Consider the following 26,040-nt stretch of genomic DNA (forward strand, 5'->3'; position numbering starts at 1 on the left):
CTAATAATGTCGAACGACCTTCAGACCCACTCAGATCAGCCGACCGACGAAGCGCTTACTGCCCATATTGCCGACTGGCGCGCAATGCTGGCTGGATTGCCAGACTGTATCGGGCTTCCCGCCGACCGGCCGCGAAGGGCTGGCGCATCGCGTAGCGGCGACCAGGTTCTGCTGAACATCGACGCGGCCCAGTTGAGAAAGTTGCACACGCTGGCCTCCGCAGCGGACTGCGGATTGTTCGAGGTTGTTCAGGCAGCCCTCGCAATGGTGTTGGGTGGCCTCGCGGCGGAGCAAGCGGTAGCCATTGGGACAATGGCCCGAGAAAGTGATGCTGGGCCCAACGAACGCGGTGCAGGCGTCGCGGATTACGTTGTGCTGCGTACCGACCTGTCAGGCAATCCGAGCATCGATAGATGGCTGTCTGACATTCGCGCAGCAAATCAGCATGCTTTCGCGCGCAGTCTGGTGCCGTTTGACGTGCTGGCCAGCGCGCTGGTCCCCGATGTACCGCGCGATCATCACCCGTTGTTTCAGATCTTGCTCGCGATCAGCGACGCCGACGACGACTCGCCATCACTGTCGGCGGACGGACTCGAGCGTGGCCTGGATCTTGTTTTCGAATTCAGGCACACGTCCCACGCGTTGCAAGGAACTATCAGCTTTGCGACGGAGCTGTACGACCGCGGGACGATTGATACTACCGGTGCACGGCTGCTGCAAGTACTCGAATCGATGGCAGCCGATCCAACGCGGCACCTGAGCGATATCGTGCTGCTAACTGAAGCGGAACGCGAGCGGATGAAGACGTGGGCGAACACCGGCGCAGCGGTAGCCGAAGCCACGTTGCCGGCATTGTTCGAAGCGCAAGCCTCCCGCACGCCCGATGCCGCGGCGCTGACGTTCGAAGGTCATACTGTCAGTTATGCGGAACTGAATGCGCAGGCGAACCGGCTCGCGCATCATCTGATCGGTCAGGGCATCGGTCCGGAAGATGTCGTCGCGCTGTGCCTGCCGCGCTCGATCGAGATGATCGCTGCGCTCATCGCCGTACTGAAGGCCGGTGCGGCGTATCTGCCGCTCGATCCCGACTATCCCGCCGAACGCCTGCAATTCATGCTGGCGGATGCTAAGCCGAAGGCTGTCATCACGCTTGATGCGCTGCCGGCCCAGCTCTCGTTTACACCAGCAGTTGCGCGTATTGCGCTGGACACCACGATGATCGCCGACGCACAAGCTGGCGCCCCATCGCACAACCCGGATGACACCACCCGTCGTGTGCCTCTCGTGCCGGACAACGCCGCTTACGTGATCTATACGTCGGGTTCGACCGGTACGCCGAAGGGCGTCGTCGTGTCGCATCAGAATGTCGTGCGCCTGTTCGGCACCACCGCGGACACTTTCCAGTTCGGTCCAGGCGACGTATGGACGATGTTCCATTCATACGCATTCGACTTCTCGATCTGGGAAATCTGGGGCCCGCTGCTTCATGGCGGCCGGCTCGTCGTCGTGCCTTATCTGGTCAGCCGCTCGCCCGCCGCCTTCGTCAAGCTGCTTGTCGATGAACAGGTCAGCGTGCTCAACCAGACGCCATCGGCGTTCTATCATCTCGCCGAAGAGACGCGCACTAACAGCGACGCGGCCGCCCTCGTATTGCGCTTCGTGATCTTCGGTGGCGAGGCGCTCGACTGGCAACGCCTCGAGGGCTGGTATGAACGGCATCCGGTCGACCGCCCGACCCTGGTCAACATGTATGGGATCACCGAGACGACTGTACACGTCACACGAATTGCGCTGAACGGCGCGCAGCCCGACAGTCGCGGCGGCAGCCTGGTCGGCCACGCGATCCCGGACCTGAACGTCTGTGTGCTCGACTCGTATCTGCGTCCCGTTCCGCCCGGCACAGTCGGCGAGCTGTATGTCGCCGGCGCAGGTCTCGCACGCGGTTATCTGAATCGTCACGGGCTGACGGCCGAGCGTTTCGTCGCATGCCCGTTTGGACCCGCGGGCAGCCGCATGTATCGCACCGGCGATCTGGCACGGTGGCGCGAGGACGGTTCACTCGACTTCCTTGGGCGCGCGGATCATCAGGTGAAGATCAGTGGCTTCCGGATCGAGTTGGGCGAGATCGAGACCGCGATGACCCGCTTGCCCGACGTTGCGCAAGCGTGCGTGACCTTGCATGAGACAAAGAATGGCGACCGGCGGCTAGTCGGTTATGTAGTATCGCGCAGCGGCACTGCGCCCGATCGCTCGGCGTTGCGCCAGAGTTTGATCGACAGTCTGCCGGCCTTCATGGTGCCATCGACCATCGTCATGGTGTCGCAATTGCCACTTACTATCAACGGCAAACTGGACCGGGCGCGCTTGCCGGAACCGGACTTCGAGCGCAGCAGCGGGCGATTACCTGGCAATGCGCAGGAAGTCGCACTGGCCGAAATCTTCTGCAAGATTCTCGACGTACCCGCCGTGAATGCCGACGAAAGTTTTTTCGATATCGGCGGTCATTCGCTGCTCGCGATGCGCCTCGTGAGTCAGATTCGTACAACGTTCCGCAAACGGATCTCCATGCGCGACATGTTCGACAAACCGACAGTGGCCGCGCTAGCCAGCATCGTGTTCGCGTCGAGCGGCGCCGCACGTCACGAAACGGGAACCAGCAAATGACCGTGGTACTTCCGATGCATTCGGGCCCATTGGCCGGCACGAGAACGCTCGATGAAGCCGACCTTTTCGCGCTCGAAGATGCTCTGACCGATGCGGCCGGGACCGGCGATATCGCGCCGTTCGATCCGCAACAGGTGCTGCTACCGCAGTTGCGCGAGCTGGCGCCGACGGTGCAGTCGATCGCAGTGCTCGCGCCGTCGCAGCGCGATATGTTTATTCACTATGTGCGCGCCCCTGCTGACCCGACCTATGTGCTGGGCTTTGGTATCGGACTACAGCCCGACGTCGACCCCGAAAAATGGACCGAGTCATTGCGAGCAGCCGAGCAGGCCGCACCGACGTTTCGCAGTCGGTATTTCGAATTCGCAGAAGGCTTTTTCCAGGTACTCGATTCCGCAGTCGTGTCGCCGGTCGAGATCGTGTATCTCGATCGCGAGGATCCCGATGCAGCGAGGAAGGCCACGCAGGCAGCACTGGATTGCCCCTTCGATCTGTTCGAGGGCGCCGTACGCCATCTGCTGCTGATCGGGGAACAGGGCGCGACAGCGGTGCTGGTTTGCCATCACATCGCGATCGATACTACCTCCGCAGTGCTGTTTTTCAATCTCGTGTTCTCTGCCTACACGGGAGGCCACGTGCGCACCGACACGCGCTTCATTGACTGGGCGACGCAGGCCGTGGACATCACCGATACGCCGCAGGCTCTGGCGGAACGTCGCGACATGTTTTCCACTGTCGAACCGTTGCTGCATGCAGCGGATGTAGCGGCTCAATCCGTGCAGTACGCGCAGCGCGCGCAACTCGACGGCGCGGATGTCGCACGCCTCACGTCATGGTGCACGCGCCACAAACTGCAACCGGCCAGTCTGCTGAAATGCATCGCAGGTTGCCTGCTCGCACGGCGTTTCAAGCCAGCGGCGGCGTTCGTTCTGTACGACGTGGTCTCGGGCCGCACACTCAATCACTTCACCACTGTTGGCTGCCTGTACCGCATACTGGGATTACCGTTTCCCGTTGCGGACATCGCCACGGTGAACGTTGCGGAACTCGCGACGCGTTTCCAACGTCTGCACCACGAACAGGTTCGTTCGCCCATGTCGCTGTTGGCAGCATCGGGACTACCGGGCAATGCTGGCGCCCCCATCTTGCTGAACTACTTCGACCATGCCGGCGTCGCTCCATTACTCGAGCCAACGGGCGCTTCGCATCCAGGTTTGCAGCCGGCACAGTTCTCGGTACACGAGCGCATGCGCATAGGTCCTGGAGAAACACACCTGAGGTTCGACCGCGACCGAGACGGTCTGCGGGTGAGCGTGCGTAGCCGCCATCCGGCGTTCTCCAGTTTTCCGTTCGCCGACGAAATGACTACAGCCGTTAAAACCCTCGTGTCTGGCGCTGCATCCACCTGATTCGCAGCCCGAGCCTTACACATTGACCTTCCAAGGAGCGGTAGCGATGAAGCACGAACTGAAGCAGTATCTGCAAACACATTTTCTCTTCGAGTTCAACGATCAGATCACCGAAGACAGCAACCTGTTCGAGGCCGGCATTCTCGATTCGTTCGGCTATATCCACCTGATTCACCACATCGAGCAGCAATACGACGTGCGATTCGGCGACGACGATGTGGCGAACGCTTCAATGACGTCGTTGGCGCAGATCGTCGCTGTGATGATAGCGAAGCGTACCGAAGCCGCACGGGACGCCTAACGCCATCTGCGGAATCGCAGGTTGTTATCGCAGCAGGCCGTTGGCCCAGGACTATCCATCCGTGGTTCACGGCGTGCTCCCGCCGATCCAGCATCGGGGTCCAAACGAGGCTGGGTATTTCGTCGACGATCGCATCGCGATGGGGACCCTGCGCTTGAGCATCATCAATCTCTTCGGGTCGGATTCCCGTCGCTTGCAGCGTAAGCTGCATGGATATGCGAATACATTCACAAGATCCATAACGTCACCGTTCCGATGTATCACATGCTGCTTCCAGCGAAGCGCGGGAGGGCAGTGTTCAACGACCGGGTTGGATGAAGTGCCGAAGGATGTTTGCCTGGAGATTGCGCAGCGCTATCGGATCAAATTTCTCGAGATTGGGACGGACAAGAACCACGTTTATTTTCTCGCCCAGTCGGTTCCGACCTACAGCGTGACGAAGATCGCAAGGATGGCGATGAGCATCACCGCTCGTGAAATTTTCAGACGATGTCCGCACGGTTGGGCAACGTTTAATCCTGGATCAGGGGTCGATTCCGCGTGAGCATCAAAGCCGCGACACTGGCGTTGCGATCGGTGTCCAACACCCGTTAAGGGTAGCCCCCAGCCTCGTCCACCTTCTGGTCTTCGCTTCGGCATATTTCTTTGTGGACACTATCGCATTTCTGCTTCGGAAAGGTCCTGTTTGGCCAAGCCGGGTGATCTTCAGACAGTTGCCCGCAGAGATACTGCAGGCGGCGTCGCCATCGCTAGTGGGGGCGTTAAAGCGCAGCGTTTTCATTGCGCTGCGGGCATGGTCAGAGGTGGTCGTCCGTTCCGAGATCGCAATCGCCGCTTATCAGCCATTTGAGCAAACCGTGTCGTCCGGTCAAGCCCAGTTTGATGCCTGCCCGTTTAACATAGGTCTCTACAGTAGTGCGATTGATGCTGAGGACTCCGGCAATGGCCGGAGTGGTGCGTCCAGTCAGCAGCAACAAACAAACCTGCTTTTCTCTTGTCGAAAGCGAAATTCCCTGTTTTGTCAAACACTTTTCAAATTTTCTTTCGAGCAGCGCTACACCGCTTTCTTCTTGTCCCTCGAACGACAAACCTTCAAGGTCGGACGGGGTGTCAGTGCAGGAGCGCGCATGTTGCTCTGCGACCGGCAGCAGCACTTCAGAGAGGTTTTTAAGTGTGGATAGTTCGCGTAGCATAAAGTCGTTGCGACCATTGCTTCGGTGAAGGGAAATGACGTACCGGCTCTTCAAGCGCTGAGATACGAGGACGCACCGAAACGATTCTTTCCCATCAACACATTGTTTCGCGATGAGGTCGCTTTTGCCGAGGTGTATCAACTGGGAATCCGGGTCGCTCAAAATACATCGTCTGAGCGAGTCAATCGATCGAAGCGCTTCGATCTCGCGGTGGGCCGTACAGGCGTGGTCGCTCGCTATGCCAGCGTAGCCATGTGTTCGAACCACGTTGATCGTTTGGTTGCTATCGTCCGCCGCCCATTCCGTCAAAATAATTCCATCGACCGGGACGCGTCGAGCCACGAGTTTGTGCATGGTCGCCACGAAATTCGCACGGCCGATACGTGTAACGAGATCGCCCAAATCCGCAAGCATTTGATTCATATGTTGACGTCCGTTTTGCCTGAATGGAAGCGAGCGGCGTTCATCCCGACAAACAGCCCCGCCATAGCGTTGAATGCGGCATTTTCGCGCTTCAGGATCGGCAATATTGCGCAATTCCATCATGTTTCTGTGTCACCAGGTTCATCCCTACGCATACGCTCAATGCTGATTGTTTCGCTTATATGCAAAATTGCAGCCGATGTTGTAAGTCGGAATTCCAGCATAAAGCGCTGTCGATGGATCGCAGACTGAGATAGCTAAATTATCTAGTATGTTGTCCGTTTAATCGACTCCTCCGCGCCTGCCCCGACGGGGCGACCGAAATAAAATAAACGCAGCAGTAAGGAATTCGCGGTTCGCAAATCGGAAATGGCAATTATCTCGCGCTCAAATATTCCTACGGCATACACCGTGGAGATTTGTTCGGGATATTTTATCAGACAATTGAGAATTGCAAACGTTTGGCCTTTTCGTGTGTTATTTCGATTGCTTTTCTTAATTGAATTCTTTGAAATAAACTATGGAACAATTCGCTGCCACATAAACCAAGAAACTTGTGGGTGATCGAAAGACGCCCACCACGCTTACAACCGATCGCTTGCTCGCTATGCCAGCTGCCGCGACAATCCAAGTTGGGCATTTTTGCCCATCTCCTGAAAACTGAAACTCCCCTGAAAGGCTCTTTTGAAAACGGAGTGGGTGACGGGGTTCAGCGGGCGTTTTCATTGAAGCGCGAGAAATCGAGTTTTCCAGCGATGAGGAAGAGGACCGTGCGCATGGTTTGAAAGCGTGCGTATCCGCGGGCCTTGCGCTTTGCTGCCTGAAACAGGCCATTGATAGCCTCGATGAAACCGTTGGTCTGACGAGTTTGCGTCCAGGCAACGATTCCATCGAAATGTCTGCGAATCAAACGGACGACATCCTTCATGGGCTCGACCTTGGAGCGCATGACGTTGGTGCACCATTGGTGCAGCATCTCGGAGACGATGTTGATTTGTTTGCGCTCGAGAATGTCGCGCAATTGTTCTCGGTAAAGCCAGGCTCGCGCGGTGCGACTGGTCGTGTACTGACTCACCAACGCCTCTAGCATACCTTTGCGCGAAACACGGTGCCTCCGTTCCTACCGAGAGGCCGCACGTTCCGTCGCCGATCTGGCGGGACTGCCCAAGCTATCACACACTACAGTCCGCAAGGATACAGTTCAGTGCGGAGAGTACGTCGAGAACGAACAGTTCCGGATTGGATAGCTCGCTGGCGGACGAAAACGCAACCGCGCCAGCCGCCTGCGGATCGCGATCGATGGAACGGTGTTGAGCGCCAACCAGTTCCAGGAAGTTCGAAAGTTTGAAGTCATCGCCGGCAGGGTCGAGCGCGATGGCCAGATGGCCCGAAGATTTGTGTCTGCCTTGCAGCGTCCGAGCTTGACCCGGGTTCTTGTGGCCGGCGCGCTCGATCAATGCGGTTGGGTTCCAACGACCTTGATCGACGTGATCTCGGATGGTGCTCGAGGAATGCGCTCGCTGGTGACTTCGATAGCTCCTCGCGTATCGCCCAGGATTCTTGACTGGTTTCACATCAGCATGAAGATGCAAGCCATTCGATCTTCCATTTGCGCATACAACTATTTCTCCAGGCGACCTGAAATCATGCTGCGATCAGAGCGCCTTCTCGTCAGGGTACGCGACGCACTTTGGCGCGGTCGGGCCGAGACGGCAATCGAGATGCTCCGCACACTGGCCACCTCTTTGGCAATCGCTGCGGAAGAACTGACTTTCTTCTATCAGCTCGCTTCAGGTACAGCGTATCGCGCAACCGTCCGTCTGCTCACATTCCTCGAACACAACAGAAAGGATCTTGTCGACTATCAGCGCGCCAGAATGGAAGGACGCCGGGTGTCGTCGGCGTCAGCAGAGTCCGTCATGAATCACTTGATCAATCGTCGTCTCTCAAAGCGGCAACAAATGCGTTGGTCCATGAAGGGAGCTCACTATCTGCTACAGACTCGCGCCGAGCTGCTTGATGGAAGCTTGGAAAGCTGCTTTCGAGACCGGTATCCGCACTTCAGATCGCCCGAGGCGGTTCGACGTTGAACGAACACTCCCCCACTTTTCGTCCGCTCCCAGAATTAACGAACATCAACAATGGTCAATCGCGGCGAGTTGCTGGCGCAATTCCTTTATTGCGTTCTCCAACTGAATCTCAGCACCCGACAGCAGCATGTTTTCTTAGACGCTCCCACGGCGAGCATAAACAACAAACAATCGCTTTAACATCAAAAAAAAAACGGCGAATCCGTTGGTGCGATTGGGTTTGCAGTCTATTCGCAGGCTGCTAATCGCTTTAACGAAAAGCTTGAAGGGGAATATTGTGCGCGTGAGAGATCGGTCCGTTTCTCGGCATGCGAAACGCCGGAGATTCGATGCCCCCACTCCTATCGCCGCCGCAGAGGTCATCAGAAGGCCGCAGGAAGGCCTCGCACGGCCCGCTCGCCGCTTGCGCCGTCTTCGCGCTGTGGCACGAATTGCGCAAAGGTCTCAGGTTCTGCGGATCGAGCGGCAGCCGATCCGGCTACGACGGTGATTCCACCGACGGCGGTTCCATCGGTCCAGCAAATAGTGCGCAGTCGAAGAAGGAGTCGTCCAGTTCCATTATTTCGTCGTCGCCGAGAAGAACCACAACTAACTGATGTGAACCGTTCCCGGGCACGTCTGCGACTTCCCCGATGGTTTGCTTCGGCGACCGGTCATCCGTAAATCGCACCCAGTAGTACCCCGGCACTACGGGTCGCGTGTCTGTCCATTCCATGACTGATAACTCCCGAAACCCCGCGAAGCTGATCGCTATCGCATGCCCGATTATATCGCCAAGGCGCCGACGACAGTTGTACTGCAAGAAGCGACCCACCGTCCGTGGTGTTGTGAATATGTCCTGAGAGCTCTTCGACGCGAGAAGAAGAACTCAGACGTCGTCGTGGGCAAGCGAGGAAGAGAGCTCGCGGTGGGCTTCGGCTTGGGCAAGCAAAGTTCTGGCCTTGGCCTCGAAGGTCTGCACGGCGTCGGCGCCAGCGGCGAAACGTGCTGGAGGCTCGTCGAGTCCAGCAAGTTGCAGGATGGCATTTGCGAGCTTGGCAGGGTCGCCACCCTGCTTGCCGTCCATCCCACTCCAGGCGGTGATGGTTTCTTTCGTACGTTGGGCGTAGTCGTCGATGGCGGGCTGCGCGTATGTGGTGGAATCGGCGCTCAGCAATTCGGTCCGGAAGAAGCCAGGTTCGACGAGCATCGTGCGAATGCCGTAGGGCGCGATTTCTGGCGCGAGCGACTCGATCCATCCCTCGATGCCGAACTTCGCGGCGGCATAGGCCGCGCAAAACATTCCCCCTGCGATACCGGCTGTCGAGGAAATCGTTAGCAGCAGGCCAGAGCGTTGCTTACGCATCACCGGCAGTACGGCGCGAGCGACGTTCATCGGGCCGAACAACAGCGTCTCGATCTGGCCGTGGACCTGTTCTGAGCTGAGCTCCTCGAAAAAGCCAGCGTAAAAGTTACCCGCATTGTTGACGAGCACATCAATCCGCCCGAACTCGCCGATAGCAGATTCGACCACCCTCTGCGCGTCCTCAGGCTGAGTGACGTCGAGCTTGATAGTTAGCAAGTCGTCGTGGTCGCCGAGTGCCGCATTGATCTTTTCAGGGTCGCGGCCGGTGGCAACGACCGCGTGGCCAGCTGCGAGCGCTGCCTTGGCGATATCTAAGCCCAATCCACGGCCAGCGCCAGTGATGATCCAAACTGCCTTGTCAGTCATGGTGTTTTTCCTTTGTGTGGTTGCGAATCACGAATGCGCGGAGGCTGAGCGCGTTCAGTGCTCACAAAACTAGCGTAGAGCCAATTTAGCAGGCAGCCGGAACAATGATTAGATGGTAGGGCAGGAATGCACTTATAACCCCAGGGTATTAATCATGCGCGACACGGTCAACGACCTGATCGCTTTCGTTACAGTGGCGCGAGAGCGCAGCTTTACCAAAGCTGCCGTGCAGATGGGGATCGCGCAGCCAGCTCTTAGCCGAACGATCCGAAAACTGGAAGCTCGCTTAGGGATACAACTGCTGACGCGTAGTACGCGAAGCGTGGCACTGCCGGACGCTGGGGAGCGACTGATTGAAACGATCGGGCCTCACTTCGATGGCATCGAAGCAGGGTTAGCGGAGATGACAGTGGAAAACCAGCCGGCAGCCTGCGGATCACTTCGGTCGAACACGCATCCACTGTGATTCTTGCCCCTGCCGTTTGTAAGCTCATGCCTGTATACCCGGACATCAGCGTCGAAATCAGCAACGATTATGGATTGGTCGATATCGTCGCCCAGCGCTATGACGCTGGCATTCGCTTAGGTGAGCAGGTCGCCAAAGACATGATTGGCATGCGGGTCGGGCCGGACTTTCGTATGGCGATGGTTGGTGCGTCGTCGTATTTTAGGCGCAGGGCGAAACCTCGCACTCCACACGATCTGACTACCCATACTGGAATCAACCTGCGCTTCCCGACATCAGGTGGCCCGTGGTCCTGGCCTTTCGCTTACTGCTGGATCTATTGAGGTCCCGGGTCTAGCAAGCGGATCAACTGACAGTGCTTCGATTTTCTACAACAGGGCTTCTTCAAACGTTGGACCTTATTGCGACGAAACCAAATCTTATTGATCTGTCGCATCGTTGTGCCGGAGACACCGAAATTGGTGAAAGCATGGCGCAACTCGATCACCCAACTCGCGAGCTAGTGGCCTATGTCGGATGCAACGGGGGATCGACGATTCCCTATGCGAGGCGCCATCGGGATGGAAGATCAATTTCAACTGCGATGGCAGAGTCGGCCGTTAATCGGGTGTTGAACCATCGGATGTGCAAACGGCAACCGATGCGCTGGTCGACGCGGGGCGCACACCGCTGGCACAAGTTCAATGTGCTGTCATCAACGGTGATCTGGGCGAATGTCTTGCGCTATTCAGGCAGCGCACGAACGAGTTGCCCGTCGAGGCTGCTGGCTTCCTTAGTTAGCTACAACGAGTGGACGAGTCGTTACCCGAGGATTTCTTAGCCCTACCCATAGCATTTCACTTATTCCGATAGCCTGAGGTTCTCCGCAGATGGTGGACACGAATGGATTAAGCAGCGATTCCATTTTTGGTGGGCACGATCGAAAACCGGTGATCAGGGCAACGGTAATTCGGCGGCTTTGTGTCGCAGCAAGAAGGATATGAGCGCGAGGCCGGTGTAAGCCGAGGTTACGCGACAAGTAGTCTGCAGGGGCGAGTGCCGAGCGGTACTGAGATCGATGAAAGCTTCTCGCGGCACACAAGCTACCACAGGGGCCGGGTCATCCGGTCACGCGCAAAAAGAGTACTTCGGTTGAAACGCGACCTGTCGCGGGATTTGACAGACCATATACAAGGGTAAGATATGCGCCGGTCGGCACTTCTTGCTGACGATCGCATAGCCAGCAACGTGACGCCGGCTGGAAGTTCGGGCGCGGCTCACGACCACGCAGCGCGCTCGCAGGAAATCCACGTCGCAGCAACGGATTTTACCTATAGTGACAGTGTCCTCCTTCTTGTGACATACGGCTGTTTTCGCGCCGTTTCTTTGAGGAGCTGCAATGTTTACTTCGATATTCAAACTTCAGACGGTCTGCTTGGCGTCGAAGCAGGTACTCGCCGCCGCAGTTTTATTGTGCGCTGCCGCGAGTATCGCTTACGCGTCTAGCCATCGGGAGGCGCCGCTGATTGCGACGATGCCGAAGGTGGATGGCACAGACTTCTACATGTTCAACAGCTATGAGCCCAACCGACGCGGCTATGTGACGTTGATCGCAAACTATTCGCCTTTGGAAGACGCCTACGGCGGCCCGAACTATTTCGCCCTGGATCCCGATGCGGTGTACGAAATTCACATCGACAATGTCGGCGACGGCAGAGCGCACATGACGTTTGAGTTTCGCTTCAAGAATACAGTGGGCAATGTCGCACTGAACGTCGGCGGCAAGCAGGTGGCGATTCCTCTCGTGCAGGCGGGCCCGGTATCAGCCGGCGATTCATCGAAGCTGAACGTTAACGAAACATACACGCTCAAAGTGTTGCGTGGCGCCTATCACGAAAATTCTGGGGACGTGGTCACAGGCCCGGGTGGCACCACGACGTTCACCAAACCAACCGACTTTATCGGCACCAAGACTTTTGGCAGCGTAAGCGGCTATGCGAGCTACGCGCGTCAATACGTGTACACGATCAACATTCCCGGCTGCGGGGCTCCGGGTCGCGTTTTCGTGGGACAGCGAAAGGAGTCGTTTGCGGTGGCGCTCGGCAAGACGTTCGACCTGCTCAATCTCAATCCCCTCGGTCCGCTGAACGGCAACCCGAACGATTTGGCAGACAAGAACATCACGTCGATCGCGCTTGAGGTGCCGGCTCAATGTCTGATCGGCGAGCGCGGTTCGCCGGTTATTGGCGGCTGGACGACGTCAAAGATTCGCACCGAGAGACTAGGTGGTAATCGCGCGGCAGGAATATCAGAGGGGGGCTGGACACAGGTTTCCCGGCTCGGGATGCCACTGGTCAACGAACTCGTGATCGGCCTGAAGGACAAGGACAAATTCAACAATTCGAGGCCCGCGAACGATGGGCAGTTTGGGGAGTATGTGACAAATCCTACGCTTCCGGCGCTGATTGAGAGTCTTTTCCCCGTGGCCAAAGCACCTACAAATTTCCCGCGCCTCGATCTGGTTTTCACATTCCTCACAGGATTCCAGGGACTCAATCAGCTGCGAACGGTCACGCCATCGGAAATGTTGCGTTTGAACACATCTATTCCACCCACACCCAAGGGCAGTCAGAAGAATCTGGGGGTACTCGCCGGCGACAACGCGGGCTTTCCAAACGGACGGCGCCCAGGGGACGACGTTGTCACCGCATCACTCAGGGTCGTCATAGGCGTGCTGTGCACATTGAACAAGCCTGCGATCTTCGGCTGCTCGCCGTCCGATGCTCAATCCGGCGCGGCTCCGTTAACAGACGGCGCGGCAATCGACGACAGCGTATTCGACAATTCATTTCCTTATCTGACCACGCCGATCCCCGGTGCGACGAATTGATGACCGGGCAAGCACGCCTTGTATGAGCCACATCGAATTATGGTGCGGCCGGGGGTCGGGTTTTCAGGCACTCCGTACGCGGCGGTCGCTGTGCCGCTAAAAAGACCGACCGCCCTCAGGGCGCGATGGGCCTATCGTTCGAACGGGGGGCCGATCGTAAGAAGGGATTCGAGCGTGCGACGCGTTCTGTGCGGATCGTGTCTCTTCGTCGGGCTGGCGGTTACGTTGGCGGACGCCGCACCCATGCGGCCGCAACAGGATTCACTGGTACTGGAAACGCTCCCGCCCCGCGCGCGTGATGCACTTAATTCGACCATCGCGAGCATGCACGCCGCCCTGGCTGCGGCCAACCACAACTTCGACCTTGCGGCCGAGCTCGCAAAGCGCCACCTGGAGCGTTATCGGCGTGATCAAGACCCGCGCGACCTGGGCCAGGCCGAAGCCGCAATCGAGCCGTGGCTCCAGCAGCCAGCCCCCCCGCCCCGCGCGTTGGTGTTGCGTGCCAGCGTTCGCCAAAGCAACCATTTGTTCGCGAGCGCACTCGACGATCTCGATCACGCTATTCGCGCCCAGCCGGACAGTGTGGATGCGTGGCTGATCCGTGCGACTATCCTGCAAGTTCAAGGCCGTTACCTGGAGGCCAGGCAGAGTTGCGGTCGGCTCATCCTGGTGAGTACCGTCATCGCAGGGATATGCCTCGCCAATGTTGCGGCGGTCAGTGGCAGGATCGAGCAGGCTGATCTCCTTTTGAATCAGCTTGCCGTGCAGATACCGCCGACAGATTCGCTTTACCACTGGCTGCTTGTCAGTCAAGCCGAAACGGCGGTCTGGATGGGCAGGCAGGAAGCCGCCGAACAGTTCTTTCGTCATGCGCTGGCTATCAATCCGCGCGACGCGTACCTTAAGGCAGCCTGGTCCGACTTTCTGCTCGACATGAACCGACCGAAGGAGGTCCTTGCTCTGCTCGCGGCGGACGTGCGCAACGACAACCTGCTTCTTCGTCTGGCGCTGGCGGAGAAACAGGCGGGGCTGAACGCCGATTTGGCGCCTCATGTCGAAGACTTGCGAAGCCGGTTTGCGGCGTCCGCCGAGCGGGGCGATCGCGTGCATCTGCGCGAGGAAGCCATTTTCAACCTGAAGCTCCTTAATGATCCGGAGAAGGCGCTCAGCCTGGCCGAGGCCGATTGGCAGGTACAAAAGGAGGTAGCCGATTGCAGGATCTTGATGGAGGCCGCGCTCGCCGCCCGGCAGCCTGCCCGAGCGGCACCCGCGATGATGTGGCTGAAGACCGCACGATTGCGCGATCCGGCCTTGACGAGGCTCGAGGCGCGGCTGGCAAGCCTTGCCTCCGGGGTCGGGTTTGCGATGCAAGCGACGCACGGCAACGCGTCTGCATGAAACGGCGAGCCGCCGGGTGGCTTGCTCTCCTCATGTTGTGCTGGGCTGCCCCGGCGCAGGCGCACAAGCCGAGCGACAGCTACCTGACGCTTACAGTCAGCGACAAAACAATTGTGGGTCGATGGGATATCGCACTTCGCGACCTGGACAATCCGCTTTTCCTCGATGCCGACGGGGACGGCGCGTTGACGTGGGGCGAGGTCCGCGTCCGCGAAGCGGACATCAAGTCGTATGCCTTCACACGGATCAAGTTTACCGGTGACGGGCGAGCGTGCGCGATTCGTCCAGGGGACATGCTGATCGACCACCACAGTGACGGCGCGTACGCGGTGCTGGAATTCGAGGTGGCCTGCCCAGCTCGACCGACCCGGCTCGGCATTGACTACCGTTTGTTTGCCGACGTCGACACGCTGCATAAAGGACTCGTACACGTCGTGAGCAACGGCGCGATAGCGACGGCTATTCTGGGGCTCAGTCATCCGACCGAGGTCCTGGACATACACGGGAAGAGCGTCGGGCGCGTTTTCATCGAATTCGTCGTGGAGGGCATCTGGCACATCTGGCGCGGCTTCGACCACGCCTTATTTCTCCTGTCGCTGATGTTGCCAGCAGCTTGCGTCTTGCACGGAAAAAGATGGGTCCCTGCCGACTCCCCGGGTGGCGTGGCGATCGATGTATTGAAGCTCGTTACTGCGTTTACGGCGGCACACGCCATCACGTTGTCTCTTGCCACGTTGCACGTTGTGGCGCTGCCGTCGCGGTGGGTGGAAGTCGCTATCGCCGCGACGATCCTGCTTTCCGCTCTCAACAATATTGTGCCGGTGGTCCGCAGGCGCCGCTGGCTGGTCGCGTTTTCTTTTGGCTTGATCCATGGCTTCGGTTTCGCCAGCGTGCTCACCGATATGGCTCTTCCGACCTCCCTTCTTGCGGCTGCGCTCGCAGGGTTCAATGTTGGTGTTGAATTGGGGCAGATCTCGCTGGTCCTGCTGCTATTGCCCATTCTTTACATATATCGGTCAAGCCGCTGGTTTCGCGTGGCTACCCTGTATGGCGGATCGGCAGCCATCACGGTTTTCGCAACCATGTGGATTTATGAACGAACGACCGGGCTGACAGTGCTTGCACTTTAAGTCCACCCGTGACGACCGTCGGGATGACCGTTCAGGAGAAGAGCAACGCACGCTGAGTAAGACTAAGGGAGAGAAGCCCGATTGCCGCGACCCAGCTGCCCGCGACGCGTACGGCAATGGCGATCCAGGTTGGCCGTAGTCGCAGCAGGAACGATGTCGCCGCAACCGTGTAGGCGATCAGGATGAAGCTCGCAGCGACCATGCCCGCTATGAAAACACCAGGGCGGATTTGACCCATGATGGCTAATCCGTTTGCATACCCGTGGGTCAGGCCGAACGCGACCGAAAAAATCAGAATCAGCCAGGACGGCAGACTTAATGCAGCCGCGAGGAGGGAGCCCAGCAAAACTGCCGAGGCAACGTTGAACAGGAGAACACCGCGCAGGTCCGGAACTGAAAGAGCGATGCACGCGCCGGCCGCCATGGCTGCCGGAAACGCCCAAAGCACGAATTCACATCGCATCCGGCCGTTTTGCCCTGCCAGTGCGCCGAGCACCAGCATGGGCAAAACATGTTCCGGCGATGTCAGCGGGTGCAGCATCCCGGCGTAAAAGTCGCCCGCGCCCTGGTACACGGCGTGTGCTCCGGCTGATGAAAGCCACATCAGCGCACTCAGACCGGCAGCCGCCTGCCGGATCACACGGCGCAATGCGCCCATGCGTCACGCTCCCCGAATTGCGTACGTAAGGAAATAGACACCGCAGCCGGAGATGAGAGCTCCGCCTGCCCGCAGTGCATAGCCGCCTGCCTTCCAGCGATTGACTGTGCCGATCAGGATGCCGATTACATGAAGTGTGCCGGTGGCCACAACGAAGCCGATCGCGTAGGTCATCGCGTTCGCGGATCCGGGCAGCTCCGCCCCGTGTGCGTGTCCATGGCAGATGGCGAACAGGGCAACCAGCAGACCCGCAATCCAGAGTGGTGGCGTCAACGCAAGGGTCACCGCCGCACCGAGCGCCAGCGCCGACAACGCAATGCCGACCTCGATCCCCGGAATCGGGACTCCCAGACCGCCGAGAACAGCACCGAAGGCCATAACAATCGGGAACGTGACCGGCAAAACCCAGATCGCTGGTCTCCCCAGCTGGGCACCCCACAGTCCGACTGCAACCATCGCGACGACATGATCCAGGCCGGAAATCGGATGTTTGAATCCGGCGAGCAGCCCGCCAGAAATGTCGCCCTGGCCGGTATGCGCGAATGCGATTGCCGGACCAAGACACCCATATCCGAATACTAGTACCGTATGGATCGTGAGTCGCCATCGGGGAGTCATGATCATCCTATCGACGTGTCCGTGCACCCGCCAGCCATCGGACTCAGTGCGTGTCGCGGTTAACCTGTTCCAGCTTGGTTAAGTCATCCGGTGGGTCGTCTTCCCTCGACTATCCGGTGATTCTCCAACACTATAGGACGCTTGCAGCCAGTCGCCAACGGCGTAGGTGCGCGCACAGGCCGGCCGGTGAAGATCTCAACCCCTGCCGGCCCGGCACGCGGGCCGGATCCGGATGAGGAAACGTTTTGAGCGGTAGACGGAACGTGGCGCGACCACGCTCCGCCTCGCGTGAAACTCGGCCCTAGATGAACAGCTTGTCCAGCGTAATCGGCATGCCCCTGACCCGCTTGCCGGCCGCGTGCCAGATTGCGTTGCCTATTGCGGCGGCCACACCCACCACGCCGATTTCGCCAACACCAGCGGATTGACGATGTCGTCCGGCTCGTCCACAAACAGCACATCGATGTCGTGGATGTCCGCGTTCACCGGGAAGTGATATTCAGACAGGTTATGGTTCATCTGCAGCCCGAGCGCATGGTCGAACTGACCGTGCTCATGTAGCGCCATGCTGATGCCCACACCACGCCGCCGGCGATCTGGTCGGCCGCCGTTTTCTGGTTGATGATGCGCCCCGCGGCGATGGCGCTGACTGCGCGCGTCACACGCACGGTGCCGAGCGTCTCATCTACCCGCAACTCGACGAACACCGCCGAATGAGTGCCACATATTCTTTCAACAATGCAGGCTTCCGTGCACTTGTGCACAATTGCACAAGTTAGTAATCCGGGGTAAACCCAGTCTTGCGCTGGGCTTTCCGGTCGCCAAGACTTTCAGCACGCCGTCTATCGGGGGCCACCCATGAAAGCGAAAGGGATCCTTGCCGCAGGGCTTTTGGTAGTGCTGGCTCCTTCAGTCGCTCATGCCTTTCAGCGGATGTGCGGCAATCTGTACCACGACAGCACCGGGCAATGGGAACACGGGTGCTGGTCAAAACCCCCGGGTGATCACGCCCATTTCATCCGCGATGACTCGGGCAGACCGCTCACCCCACCGCCCCCGCAGGCCGCAGCCCAGCCATCCGGTGGTGGCACATGCGGAAAGCTGTGGGTGCAGAGCCGGAATCATTGGGAATCGCGATGCCTGACCAATCCCCCCACAGACGGAACGTTTATCCCCGGCAAGGTCACTTCTGGACAGGAGCTTTTAAACACCCCTCCCCCGTCAGGCGGTTATGCGCAGACGGTACAGACCGGCCAGACCCAACCACCACCTCAGCAGCAACAGCAGACGCCAACCACGTCGGACGTTACCAACGTGATTAATGGGATCAAAGGTCTATTCCATAAATAAACGCTGAAACGGTCCCCCCGGCGAAATGATCGCGCTTGCTTCGGTTCGTGTGGTTGTGCACCGTTGCAGGACTGCACGGCTGCGCTAGTGAAAGGGAGGCACGATGAAAACGGGGCGCCCCCAAGAAACGGATTTTTTCGTACGCTAAGCCGACACTGCAAACGGTATGGCACCTCTGCCGGGCGGTTAAGCGGCGAACGCGTGCTATCGACTCTCAACGGACCTACGAGTTTGCCCGAAGCGGCCATTCGAAGCGCCGGCTGACTCAAGAACCTGCCGGCTGCCTTATACCGACGCATCTAATGTAGCGACCTCTACACCGTCTTGCCGGGTCCGGTCGCGGACGTGAAGCGGAGCGGTGCCAGGAAAGCAGCGCTCGAGAGCAACATAAGAGGTGAGCGTCTCGATGCGATGTCGGGCGGGTGCGTCTGTCGCAATGACAAACAGGCACGCGTGGTCGTGGCGGTATTGCGGTGTGCGCCTCCGAGCCGAAAGTCGATCCGCGACGTTAGTGCGGCCCCCTTATGCCGACGTCGATACCAGGCCGGTAGTCTGGCCGTTCGCGAGCATCAGTTGAACGAGCGCGGCCTGTGCCGTCTCGATTTCCGCCTCGATCTGCATTATCAGGTTGGCCTTGCTGATGTTGGTGGCCAGGTTGGCGCTGCGGTTCTGGGAAGTGGCGGCGCCAGAATTGCCCGAGCTACCCGAATTACCGGAACTGCCCGTACTTCCAGAAACGCCGTCGCTGCCCTGACTCGACGCCGTGCCCGAAGAGGCCTGTGAGCCCGGTGAGGCCTTTTGCCCGCTCAATGCGGCCAACATCGCTTCGAGAAGCTGGATGCGCGCTTTCAACTGCTGGATCTCAGGGGAGGTCGAGGAGCTGCTGCCACCACCGCTACCTCCTCCGCCACTACCCGTCTGGCTCCTCGAACCCGCAGAGGACATGGTCGAACCCGGCGAGGAAGAGGAGGTACTGGAAGACGTGCTGCGTGACGCGGCGTTGGTCGTCGATGCGGTCCTGCTGGTATCGAAACTCGACGCGGACGTGCTCGCAGACGTAGGCGTGGTCGTGCCGCTCGTACCGAGTCCTGCCGCCGCTGCCGAGGTAGTCGACTGTATCTGCATGGTTCCCTGTTCCCCGTTATTAGATCCGTTATGAGCGCGCCAATTTGCGGCAGGGATCGCTTTAGCGCATGCTGCGGCCGCAGCGTCAATTCCAACTGGAGTGACGTGACTAGGCCCGCAGAAATATGAATAGCCTCTGAGGCAGCGTCAAGCATCAGACTTGGAAAATATACCGGCGATTATTGAACATTTAAACATCAGTTCGGATTCGTTTGACCGGTCCGTTGAATCATTAGATTGGCTGCATTGTGCGGATACGCTTAGGCGTGGAAAGAATGATGCAGGCGAGCGAGCATCGTATCGAAGGAGTCGTCGATATCCCGCGAACGCGAATCGGCATGGAACGAGAATGCCTCAAGAGACTGTCGACGATCTACGCGCCTGGCCCGATCGTCTCAAACTGGCCGACATGTGTCCTTTGGAAACAGTCGTTTTGACGCCGTCCCAGCTGTTCGTCACTCACCGAAGAGAACGTCCACGAACTATCATCGGCATGTTGCTGCGGTGCCGGCTTGCGTACGCGCTCCTTATAACGAAGTGCCGATTCATCGATTGTCTGATGCCACTGTGCCCCTGCTTTCCTGAGCCATGTCTGCGAAGCGACGGACAGCACTGATGCCTTGAAAGTAGGATGCTGAATCCCATTTACCTTTTGTGAATCAGCGTATCCGTCCCCCTTGCTGCCTGAATGGCCCTTTCCGCCTGGTCGCGATGTCGCTGGTCGCACCTTCGGCTACCTTGTCGCGCTTCAATATCGCGGCGCCAATGTGTGGCTCTGGAGGTGCCGTTGCGGCGGCCACGTGACTGTCGAACTGGAGGCGGTAGAGAGCGGCAGAACGCGGGACTGTGGCTGCCATGAGCAGCGTCGTGTGTGGCGGTCCCGCCCGGGCTCACCTGCGCTGCGGGGCGGTGAGGTGTTTGGCCAGCTGACGACCGATCGGTACGCTGGCGATGGTTTGTGGGTTTGCCGGTGCGACTGCGGTGGTGAGGCGACAGTGAGCGCCGGGCGCCTGCGGCTGGGCAAGGCGCGTTCGTGCGGCCGCTGCTTCGGCGCTTCGACCGACTGACTGACTGACTGACTGGCAGTCTGTTCGGTTTGGTCATGGCATGCGCGGCCTGTTTATCCGACGCTCCACATGATGTGTGGCGGCTCGGAAACGTGAACGACGTTCTTTGGAAGCTGTCGTCGGTGTCATTAAACCCGGCGTGTCAGCCTTCTCGCTGTTCCCAATACGACCCAACGCTGACCGTCGCGTGCGCGACGCCATTGTCCGCTGAGCATCCGTGAACTGACTCACGTCAGAGCGCTATGGTCGAGAGGAGTGAAGCGCGCGCCCACGAACAAGAGAAAAATGCACAGCTAGTCGGAATCCGCACGGTGGCGTCAGGACTTCACACGTCGCCTCTGCACTACGCAGAGGGCGCCACAGGCCAGGCGCATAATTCCTGCAATCGATTGAGACGATTGAGCATGGTTTTGAGTGGTTTGACGGTTCGCGGGGCACGGTCAGCCGTTTATGCTTGGACGCATTGACTGCCCGAGTCGCTCGTACGGAATCGCAAGGAGTTGTCTAATGCCGCCGCTCTCGACGTTGTTGCCATTCTTCGGAATTTCGCTTGTGCTGGGGCTCACTCCCGGTCCGGACAATCTCTTCGTGCTGCTGCAGTCCGCGATGCGAGGTTCCCGCTCAGGCATGGTGATCGTATTGGGACTGTGTACGGGGCTTCTGGTGCACACGTTTGTTGTCGCAGTTGGACTCGGCGCTCTGCTGGTGGCTTCCAAAGTCGCCTTCACGCTGCTCAAAAGCGTCGGTGCCGGGTATCTTGTCTATCTGGCGTGGCAGGCGTGGCGTGCGCCGGTCGGCATAAATCCAGGCAAGGTCGAGGATGTTGACGCGGCCCACCTGTATCGGCGCGGCCTATTCATGAACCTCAGTAACCCTAAGGTGGTGATATTTTTCCTCGCGTTTTTGCCGCAGTTCGTCATCGGAGACCGAGGGCATATCCCCCTTCAAATTGCCGTGCTCGGGATGAGTTTCATTGCGGCGAGCCTCGTCGTGTTCAGCCTGATCGCATTCTCTTCGGGCGTTGGCGGAAAGCTGCTGCTGCGATCAACGCGCACCCAGCGGGCGCTCAACCGGTTTGCCAGCCTGGTGTTTGTTGCGCTCGCTGCAAAACTCGCCAGCACCCAACTGTGAATCCGGCCCGAACGGCAAATATCTCTGGAAAGAGCCGCTGCGCGTGCGGCGCAAGGTCCTTCCCGAACTGCTAGATGAGATCGACGCTATTGGCGTGCGTTATTCAGAAGACTTTTCGGAGAATCCGGCCTCACTGGTCGCATCTCCGCGGGTTTTCCAGTCAGAGCCGTTCGACCAGTCAACGCTATCGCCATATTTCGCGCCGACGTCACGGAAGAACGCCTCACGAATTGAGTCGACGCTGACTGTCGGCATGCACCACATGGCGGCTTCGACTGTGCGGCGGTGAAGGGCCGCCTTGCAAGGCCAATTGCTCATTGTTCGAGGGCCGGCTTTCCTGGGCTCACGTCCTATCGGGAAGCAAACAGATAGAGCAAACATTACGGGGATCAGACAACCGAATCATTCTATTTGCATCCCCTGGCGAAAACCCACTGACGGCAAACAACGCGTATCGCAGTACCATTCCCCGCTTGGTTTCGAAGTCTTCAGGAATGGCCGGTCAGAGCCGAGCTGCGGTCATTCATCTCCACTCTACGACAGTCGCTTCATGGCCGTGTTTTGTCGGATCCGTCACCCACAACCACCTTTACGCATAATCCTACGCGCCGCAGTGCGGCGAGGACCCCACCAACGCCACGTCTGTGTGAACGCAGGACTACGAGTCAGAAGGCGCCGGACCGTCGCGTACGCTGTAGAATCCGGCGTTACGTGCAAACCTTGGGGTGGGAATCGCGCGCAAAGACGATCATCTGGACCTGCGAACGGATTGGCTCCCTGCGAGCTCCGAGCCGTTCCTTCAGCAGATGCTCGAACCGGTCACTCAGTTCGCCTTTCCTTTGCGCGTCGTCCGGTTGCGCAAGCGCGAGGAACAACGACGGCACAAAAGTGCAGCGAAAAAACGAAGCATACCGGCTCACCATCCGCTCGCCGTCCCCATCTTGCAGAAAATCGTCCCAGACGGCGTCGGGCAAGGGAAGCCGCTCACAATGCTCGACGGATAACGCGCAAAACCGGCCGCCTATCGCGAATGCAGTGAGCAGTTCGTGCAAAGGTCGACCGAACGTGGCCAGCACCATATGCGCCCGTTCATCTTCTGTAAGGGCACCCTCGTCTGCCATCTGCGTCAACACATCGTTCGCGTCGTTCATGAGCGGTTCAAAACCCGTGCGCCCGTCGTCGTCCGCTCCTGGGAGCACAACGACGAGACGTCCGCCTGGCCGCAACTCGGCGGCGCGCAACGACAGGAACTTCTGCCAGTCTCTTTTGCCCTGTTCGCGGAACGCAACGCTCGCGGCCCCCTTCATACAGGGCACGTAGATATGGTCGGCGACTGGCGTAGGGATGCGGCTTAACCACATCGCTGCGTACGAACTCCATCCGAGATGCACGTAGGCCGGCGGAAGAACGCTCTCGTAAAACGACCGGCCGATCGCGCAAGGGTACACGTGCGGGTCGTCGCGGACATATCGGTCCGGGTCCGAGTCCAGCACCTCGAAAAGCGAGCCGAAATCGTTGATTGGCAGATCTTCGTGATAGACAAGAATAGGACGATCCGGGCCGACCCTGGAACGCAACCCGGTAATCGCAACGCGCATCGGAAGTTGCGAATTTCTGCCCTGCGACGCTCCGTATTCGGCAATGACGATCGGCTGGTCCGCCGTCTCCAGCACGACGCTTGCAGCCGCCTGCTTTAAAGCGTTCAACGCGAGCGCGCCGCCGGCAGCCTGTAACCCCGCATGGCGGTTGTATGCGCCACGACCCTCCATGGCGCCTGACCTGGTCTTTGCCTCGGGCATGATGGCATCCTCCAGCCGGAAACGGTGGCAACGCACTGAAGACCGCCTGCGTTGTCGAATTGTCGGGATAGCGCTGCATCATGGCGCCGCCACTCGCGCAGTCTCGGACAGCGCCCGTGTCGTCACCACGAGGAGCGTACGCATTGAGATACGCTGGAATATGGACGACTACACAGAATCGGCAGAAGCGTAATTCAGTATAGGACCTGGTGAATTGCAGTTAGCCGCTTAAAGCGATCTGGACGACCGCTGCCGAACGCTCCTTTGCTCCTTTCCGACCCCTTGCGGCCCCTCAAATACCGTTCGTGACGGTCCGTTGTCTGAGGAGCCGACGATCGCCGCACGGCTGCGCTTCGTCCTTTGATCTTGCACCGACCTCACGCGCCTCCTTATCGTGAAGCTTCTCACCGCCCCAGGAACTCAAGCACCATTTGATTGAACTTAGCGGCATGCTCCCACTGCACCCAGTGGCCGCATCTGCCGAAGACGTGGAGGTCTGCGTTGGGCATGCCCCAGACGAGACGCAGACCGACATCCATCGGCACAAAGCGGTCGTCGCGACCCCAGATGACAAGTGCTGGAGCTGCAATCTCAGAAAGACGATGACCAACGTCCGGGAACTGCTTCGGGTTTGCCGCAAGGCTCTTCACGAAGTTCTCGAGGTGATCGCGCCGCGCCAGCATGTTCGCGAGACGCGTCTGCATCAGTTCCTCGGTCAGTGTGCTGGTATCAAACACGAAGACGTTCAGCATCCGCTTCAGGTTATCGAGCGTCGGCTCGCGATAGAGCGCCTGAAGCAGCTTGATGCCCTCCGTGGGCATCGGCACGAACTGGCTGGGGCCGCCCGTGCCGCCGCCCATCAGCACCAGCTTGCCGACACGCTCGGGATTCGCCAGAGCAAAGGCGACCGCGCTATGCCCGCCCATCGAATTGCCGACGATATGCACGCGTGCAACGCCGATCGCGTCCAGCAATCCCTTGAGCATGCGCGCATTCAGATCGGAACGCGAGCCGCTGCATACGACGGAGTCGCTCTTGCCCCAGCCGGGGCAGTCCAGCAAAATCACCCGGTAGCCGGCATCGACGAACGCGTCGACGTTGCGGTTGAAGTTCGCCCATCCGCTCGCGCCCGGGCCCGACCCGTGGAGCATCACGACCGTCTCATCACCGTGGCCGGCATCGTTGTAATGCAGGCGCAGTTCGGCATCGCCTTCGCCGATGCTTACGAATTTGCTGGTTGCCGTTTCGCTTTGAAGCTTCGTCGCTGCTGTCATTTCAGGTTACCTCGTTTCAGTGTTCGTACCGGGAGCGGGCGCTAGGTGACGAAGGCCCGCGTGTGTGTCTAGCAGGCGCGCGCTAGTGCGCGACAGCCATGAATTGCCCGCGCGGAAACCGGGCCACTACGAGCAGCGCCGCGACGGCCGCCACCGCGATCAGCGGAATGCTCGCGGCCACCAGCACCGACGCACTCTGCCCGATCGCGAGCAACTGGCCCGCGATCAATGGCCCGAGGATCGAGCCCATGCGGCCCGCCGCGACGGCGGCACCCACGCCCGTGCCGCGAACCTGCGTCGGATAGATGCTGCTGGCAAGCGCATACAGCACCGACTGCCCGCCGACGAGGAAGAGACCCGCCAGCAGCCCGCCGAACGCCATCGTGGCGCCGGTGCTCGCGCTGGCGAGCACCGCAAGCGCCCCGGCTATACCCACGTACATACCCATGACCGTGGGCCGCCGGCCGATTCTGTCCATCAGACCCGCGATGACGATCGCGCCGATACCGCCGCCGACGTTGAACATCATCTGCACGACGCCCGACTGCGTACGCGTGAGCCCCCGGCTTAGCACCATCGACGGAAGCCAGTTGATCAGGAAGTACAACACGATCAGCGTGCCGAGAAAGCTGACCCACAGCGCGAGCGTCGTGCCGGCGCGACCTTCCTTCCACAGCGCCTGCGTGACCCCCGGTGCCGCCTCATGATGCGCAGCTTCGCCGGACCTGGTCGCGATGAATTGCGCGGATTCCTTCAGGAAGAGCGCGAGCAACGGCAGGGTCAGTAACGGTCCGATGCCGCCGACGTAGAAGATATGCCGCCATCCTTCATCGCCCGGGCTCACGATGCCGATCACCGCCGCGATTGCCGCGCCGAACGGCATGCCGCAATACATCGCGCCCACCGCCGTGCTGCGCTGCTGCGGCGGCACGGCCTCCGAACAGAGCGCGATCAGATTGGGCATCGCGGCGCCGAGCCCGAGACCCGTCATGAAGCGGGCGGCGAGCAGACTCTCGAAGTTCCAGACCTGCGTCGTCGCGATGGAGAAGAGGCCGAAGAGCGCAACCGACAAAATCAGCACGCGCTTGCGGCCCATCCGGTCGGCGAGGCGTCCTCCGATCGCGGCCCCCGGCAGGAGCCCCAGCGCACCGATGCTGAAGGCCCAGCCCATCTGCGCGACGGCAAGGTGAAATTCGCGTGCCATGCGCGGGGCGGCGACGCCGGTCGATTGAAGATCGAGTCCTTCGAGCAGCGCGACCACGAGGCACAGTCCGATGGTGATGGCGCCGCTTGCGCGGCGCGGTGCTGAGGTGTTCATAAAAAGTCTCCGATGTAGGTTCGGCATCGCTCTTGGTGGCGATCCT

General features: G+C 59.4%; 20 protein-coding genes and 5 pseudogenes. 14 read left to right on the forward strand and 11 right to left on the reverse strand.

Annotated elements, in window-relative coordinates; translation table 11 throughout:
* The first annotated feature begins 6 nt into the window (after nucleotides 1-6).
* The 5 genes and pseudogenes from PQR27_RS27380 to tnpA all read left to right on the forward strand — a co-directional run.
* The gene (locus tag PQR27_RS27380; protein WP_408526733.1) at nucleotides 7-2,664 is read left to right on the forward strand and encodes a non-ribosomal peptide synthetase; all 2,658 of its coding nucleotides are present in this window, start codon (nucleotides 7-9) and stop codon (nucleotides 2,662-2,664) included.
* Nucleotides 2,661-4,073: a condensation domain-containing protein gene (locus tag PQR27_RS27385; RefSeq protein WP_408526734.1), complete on the forward strand. Its 1,413-nt coding sequence runs from the start codon at nucleotides 2,661-2,663 to the stop codon at nucleotides 4,071-4,073. Before PQR27_RS27380 ends, PQR27_RS27385 begins: the two co-directional genes overlap by 4 nt.
* 46 nt (nucleotides 4,074-4,119) lie before the next feature.
* Nucleotides 4,120-4,374, forward strand: coding sequence for an acyl carrier protein (locus PQR27_RS27390; RefSeq protein WP_408526735.1), 255 nt, complete (start codon nucleotides 4,120-4,122; stop codon nucleotides 4,372-4,374).
* Between the two features lie 13 nt (nucleotides 4,375-4,387).
* Nucleotides 4,388-4,540: pseudogene (locus PQR27_RS39425) on the forward strand (hypothetical protein); the annotation flags it as partial.
* A 47-nt stretch (nucleotides 4,541-4,587) separates the two neighbouring features.
* Nucleotides 4,588-4,867, forward strand: a pseudogene (gene tnpA / locus PQR27_RS27395) (IS200/IS605 family transposase); the annotation flags it as partial.
* Nucleotides 4,868-5,171: 304 nt separating this feature from the next.
* Here tnpA and PQR27_RS27400 read toward each other — a convergent pair.
* The 3 genes and pseudogenes from PQR27_RS27400 to PQR27_RS27410 all read right to left on the reverse strand — a co-directional run.
* Nucleotides 5,172-6,113 (reverse strand): response regulator transcription factor, encoded by a 942-nt coding sequence (locus PQR27_RS27400; RefSeq protein WP_408526736.1) that lies wholly within the window; start codon nucleotides 6,111-6,113, stop codon nucleotides 5,172-5,174.
* A 313-nt stretch (nucleotides 6,114-6,426) separates the two neighbouring features.
* A complete protein-coding gene (locus tag PQR27_RS27405; RefSeq protein ID WP_408526737.1) occupies nucleotides 6,427-6,630 on the reverse strand; it encodes a hypothetical protein in 204 nt (67 codons plus the stop codon).
* A 69-nt stretch (nucleotides 6,631-6,699) separates the two neighbouring features.
* A pseudogene (locus PQR27_RS27410) lies at nucleotides 6,700-7,077 on the reverse strand (transposase); the annotation flags it as partial.
* 223 nt (nucleotides 7,078-7,300) lie between these two features.
* On the opposite strand from PQR27_RS27410, the gene PQR27_RS27415 reads away from it, so the two are divergent.
* Nucleotides 7,301-8,080, forward strand: a complete 780-nt coding sequence (locus PQR27_RS27415) for a hypothetical protein (protein WP_408526738.1) — start codon at nucleotides 7,301-7,303, stop codon at nucleotides 8,078-8,080.
* Nucleotides 8,081-8,948: 868 nt separating this feature from the next.
* Here the strand turns inward: PQR27_RS27415 and PQR27_RS27420 are convergent.
* A complete protein-coding gene (locus PQR27_RS27420; RefSeq protein ID WP_408526739.1) occupies nucleotides 8,949-9,791 on the reverse strand; it encodes an SDR family oxidoreductase in 843 nt (280 codons plus the stop codon).
* Nucleotides 9,792-9,945: 154 nt separating this feature from the next.
* Between PQR27_RS27420 and PQR27_RS27425 the strand changes: the two genes are divergently transcribed.
* The 6 genes and pseudogenes from PQR27_RS27425 (at nucleotide 9,946) to PQR27_RS27450 (ending at nucleotide 15,654) form a co-directional block, all read left to right on the forward strand.
* Complete coding sequence (locus PQR27_RS27425) at nucleotides 9,946-10,257, forward strand: LysR family transcriptional regulator (RefSeq protein WP_408526740.1); 312 nt, start codon at nucleotides 9,946-9,948, stop codon at nucleotides 10,255-10,257.
* Entirely contained in the window at nucleotides 10,254-10,580 is a 327-nt protein-coding gene (locus PQR27_RS27430; RefSeq protein ID WP_408526741.1) for a LysR substrate-binding domain-containing protein, read from the forward strand. The genes PQR27_RS27425 and PQR27_RS27430 overlap by 4 nt, the downstream gene beginning before the upstream one ends.
* 81 nt (nucleotides 10,581-10,661) lie before the next feature.
* Nucleotides 10,662-10,965: pseudogene (locus PQR27_RS27435) on the forward strand (ISKra4-like element ISBte2 family transposase); the annotation flags it as partial.
* Nucleotides 10,966-11,635: 670 nt separating this feature from the next.
* Nucleotides 11,636-13,126 carry a DUF4331 domain-containing protein gene (locus PQR27_RS27440; protein WP_408526742.1) on the forward strand — a complete coding sequence of 497 codons (1,491 nt, stop codon included), beginning with the start codon at nucleotides 11,636-11,638 and terminating at the stop codon, nucleotides 13,124-13,126.
* Nucleotides 13,127-13,369: 243 nt separating this feature from the next.
* Nucleotides 13,370-14,524 carry a hypothetical protein gene (locus PQR27_RS27445; protein ID WP_408526743.1) on the forward strand — a complete coding sequence of 385 codons (1,155 nt, stop codon included), beginning with the start codon at nucleotides 13,370-13,372 and terminating at the stop codon, nucleotides 14,522-14,524.
* A complete protein-coding gene (locus PQR27_RS27450) occupies nucleotides 14,521-15,654 on the forward strand; it encodes a HupE/UreJ family protein (RefSeq protein ID WP_408526744.1) in 1,134 nt (377 codons plus the stop codon). The genes PQR27_RS27445 and PQR27_RS27450 overlap by 4 nt, the downstream gene beginning before the upstream one ends.
* A 31-nt stretch (nucleotides 15,655-15,685) precedes the next feature.
* Here PQR27_RS27450 and PQR27_RS27455 read toward each other — a convergent pair whose 3' ends face one another.
* The 4 genes and pseudogenes from PQR27_RS27455 to PQR27_RS27470 form a co-directional block, all read right to left on the reverse strand.
* Nucleotides 15,686-16,312, reverse strand: coding sequence for a HupE/UreJ family protein (locus PQR27_RS27455; RefSeq protein WP_408526745.1), 627 nt, complete (start codon nucleotides 16,310-16,312; stop codon nucleotides 15,686-15,688).
* 3 nt (nucleotides 16,313-16,315) lie between these two features.
* Nucleotides 16,316-16,930 carry a HupE/UreJ family protein gene (locus tag PQR27_RS27460; protein ID WP_408526746.1) on the reverse strand — a complete coding sequence of 205 codons (615 nt, stop codon included), beginning with the start codon at nucleotides 16,928-16,930 and terminating at the stop codon, nucleotides 16,316-16,318.
* A 301-nt stretch (nucleotides 16,931-17,231) separates the two neighbouring features.
* A pseudogene (locus PQR27_RS27465) lies at nucleotides 17,232-17,652 on the reverse strand (molybdopterin cofactor-binding domain-containing protein); the annotation flags it as partial.
* A 1,150-nt stretch (nucleotides 17,653-18,802) separates the two neighbouring features.
* Entirely contained in the window at nucleotides 18,803-19,225 is a 423-nt protein-coding gene (locus tag PQR27_RS27470) for a hypothetical protein (RefSeq protein ID WP_408526747.1), read from the reverse strand.
* Between PQR27_RS27470 and PQR27_RS27475 the strand changes: the two genes are divergently transcribed.
* Both PQR27_RS27475 and PQR27_RS27480 read left to right on the forward strand, forming a co-directional pair.
* Nucleotides 19,224-19,439, forward strand: coding sequence for a hypothetical protein (locus PQR27_RS27475; RefSeq protein WP_408526748.1), 216 nt, complete (start codon nucleotides 19,224-19,226; stop codon nucleotides 19,437-19,439). The genes PQR27_RS27470 and PQR27_RS27475 overlap by 2 nt on opposite strands.
* Before the next feature lie 1,540 nt (nucleotides 19,440-20,979).
* Nucleotides 20,980-21,603 carry a LysE family translocator gene (locus tag PQR27_RS27480; protein WP_408526749.1) on the forward strand — a complete coding sequence of 208 codons (624 nt, stop codon included), beginning with the start codon at nucleotides 20,980-20,982 and terminating at the stop codon, nucleotides 21,601-21,603.
* Between the two features lie 707 nt (nucleotides 21,604-22,310).
* On the opposite strand, the gene PQR27_RS27485 is transcribed toward PQR27_RS27480, so the two are convergent.
* From PQR27_RS27485 to mhpT, 3 genes are all read right to left on the reverse strand, one after another.
* Nucleotides 22,311-23,402 (reverse strand): class I SAM-dependent methyltransferase, encoded by a 1,092-nt coding sequence (locus tag PQR27_RS27485; protein WP_408526750.1) that lies wholly within the window; start codon nucleotides 23,400-23,402, stop codon nucleotides 22,311-22,313.
* A 404-nt stretch (nucleotides 23,403-23,806) separates the two neighbouring features.
* Nucleotides 23,807-24,676: an alpha/beta fold hydrolase gene (locus PQR27_RS27490; RefSeq protein ID WP_408526751.1), complete on the reverse strand. Its 870-nt coding sequence runs from the start codon at nucleotides 24,674-24,676 to the stop codon at nucleotides 23,807-23,809.
* 82 nt (nucleotides 24,677-24,758) lie between these two features.
* Complete coding sequence (mhpT, locus tag PQR27_RS27495) at nucleotides 24,759-25,994, reverse strand: 3-(3-hydroxy-phenyl)propionate transporter MhpT (protein ID WP_408526752.1); 1,236 nt, start codon at nucleotides 25,992-25,994, stop codon at nucleotides 24,759-24,761.
* Nucleotides 25,995-26,040: the final 46 nt, after the last annotated feature.

It is taken from the genome of Paraburkholderia fungorum, from assembly GCF_046027215.1.
Lineage (GTDB): Bacteria > Pseudomonadota > Gammaproteobacteria > Burkholderiales > Burkholderiaceae > Paraburkholderia > Paraburkholderia fungorum_D.

What these genes read in the sequence shown, in the direction of transcription:
- PQR27_RS27380 (WP_408526733.1), top strand. Translation starts at nt 7, where the DNA reads ATGTCGAACGACCTTCAGACCCACTCAGATCAGCCGACCGACGAAGCG.
- PQR27_RS27385 (WP_408526734.1), top strand. Translation starts at nt 2,661, where the DNA reads ATGACCGTGGTACTTCCGATGCATTCGGGCCCATTGGCCGGCACGAGA.
- PQR27_RS27390 (WP_408526735.1), top strand. Translation starts at nt 4,120, where the DNA reads ATGAAGCACGAACTGAAGCAGTATCTGCAAACACATTTTCTCTTCGAG.
- PQR27_RS27400 (WP_408526736.1), bottom strand. Translation starts at nt 6,113, where the DNA reads ATGATGGAATTGCGCAATATTGCCGATCCTGAAGCGCGAAAATGCCGC.
- PQR27_RS27405 (WP_408526737.1), bottom strand. Translation starts at nt 6,630, where the DNA reads ATGCCCAACTTGGATTGTCGCGGCAGCTGGCATAGCGAGCAAGCGATC.
- PQR27_RS27420 (WP_408526739.1), bottom strand. Translation starts at nt 9,791, where the DNA reads ATGACTGACAAGGCAGTTTGGATCATCACTGGCGCTGGCCGTGGATTG.
- PQR27_RS27425 (WP_408526740.1), top strand. Translation starts at nt 9,946, where the DNA reads ATGCGCGACACGGTCAACGACCTGATCGCTTTCGTTACAGTGGCGCGA.
- PQR27_RS27440 (WP_408526742.1), top strand. Translation starts at nt 11,636, where the DNA reads ATGTTTACTTCGATATTCAAACTTCAGACGGTCTGCTTGGCGTCGAAG.
- PQR27_RS27445 (WP_408526743.1), top strand. Translation starts at nt 13,370, where the DNA reads ATGCGGCCGCAACAGGATTCACTGGTACTGGAAACGCTCCCGCCCCGC.
- PQR27_RS27450 (WP_408526744.1), top strand. Translation starts at nt 14,521, where the DNA reads ATGAAACGGCGAGCCGCCGGGTGGCTTGCTCTCCTCATGTTGTGCTGG.
- PQR27_RS27455 (WP_408526745.1), bottom strand. Translation starts at nt 16,312, where the DNA reads ATGGGCGCATTGCGCCGTGTGATCCGGCAGGCGGCTGCCGGTCTGAGT.
- PQR27_RS27460 (WP_408526746.1), bottom strand. Translation starts at nt 16,930, where the DNA reads ATGACTCCCCGATGGCGACTCACGATCCATACGGTACTAGTATTCGGA.
- PQR27_RS27475 (WP_408526748.1), top strand. Translation starts at nt 19,224, where the DNA reads ATGGTCGAACCCGGCGAGGAAGAGGAGGTACTGGAAGACGTGCTGCGT.
- PQR27_RS27470 (WP_408526747.1), bottom strand. Translation starts at nt 19,225, where the DNA reads ATGTCCTCTGCGGGTTCGAGGAGCCAGACGGGTAGTGGCGGAGGAGGT.
- PQR27_RS27480 (WP_408526749.1), top strand. Translation starts at nt 20,980, where the DNA reads ATGCCGCCGCTCTCGACGTTGTTGCCATTCTTCGGAATTTCGCTTGTG.
- PQR27_RS27485 (WP_408526750.1), bottom strand. Translation starts at nt 23,402, where the DNA reads ATGCCCGAGGCAAAGACCAGGTCAGGCGCCATGGAGGGTCGTGGCGCA.
- PQR27_RS27490 (WP_408526751.1), bottom strand. Translation starts at nt 24,676, where the DNA reads ATGACAGCAGCGACGAAGCTTCAAAGCGAAACGGCAACCAGCAAATTC.
- mhpT (WP_408526752.1), bottom strand. Translation starts at nt 25,994, where the DNA reads ATGAACACCTCAGCACCGCGCCGCGCAAGCGGCGCCATCACCATCGGA.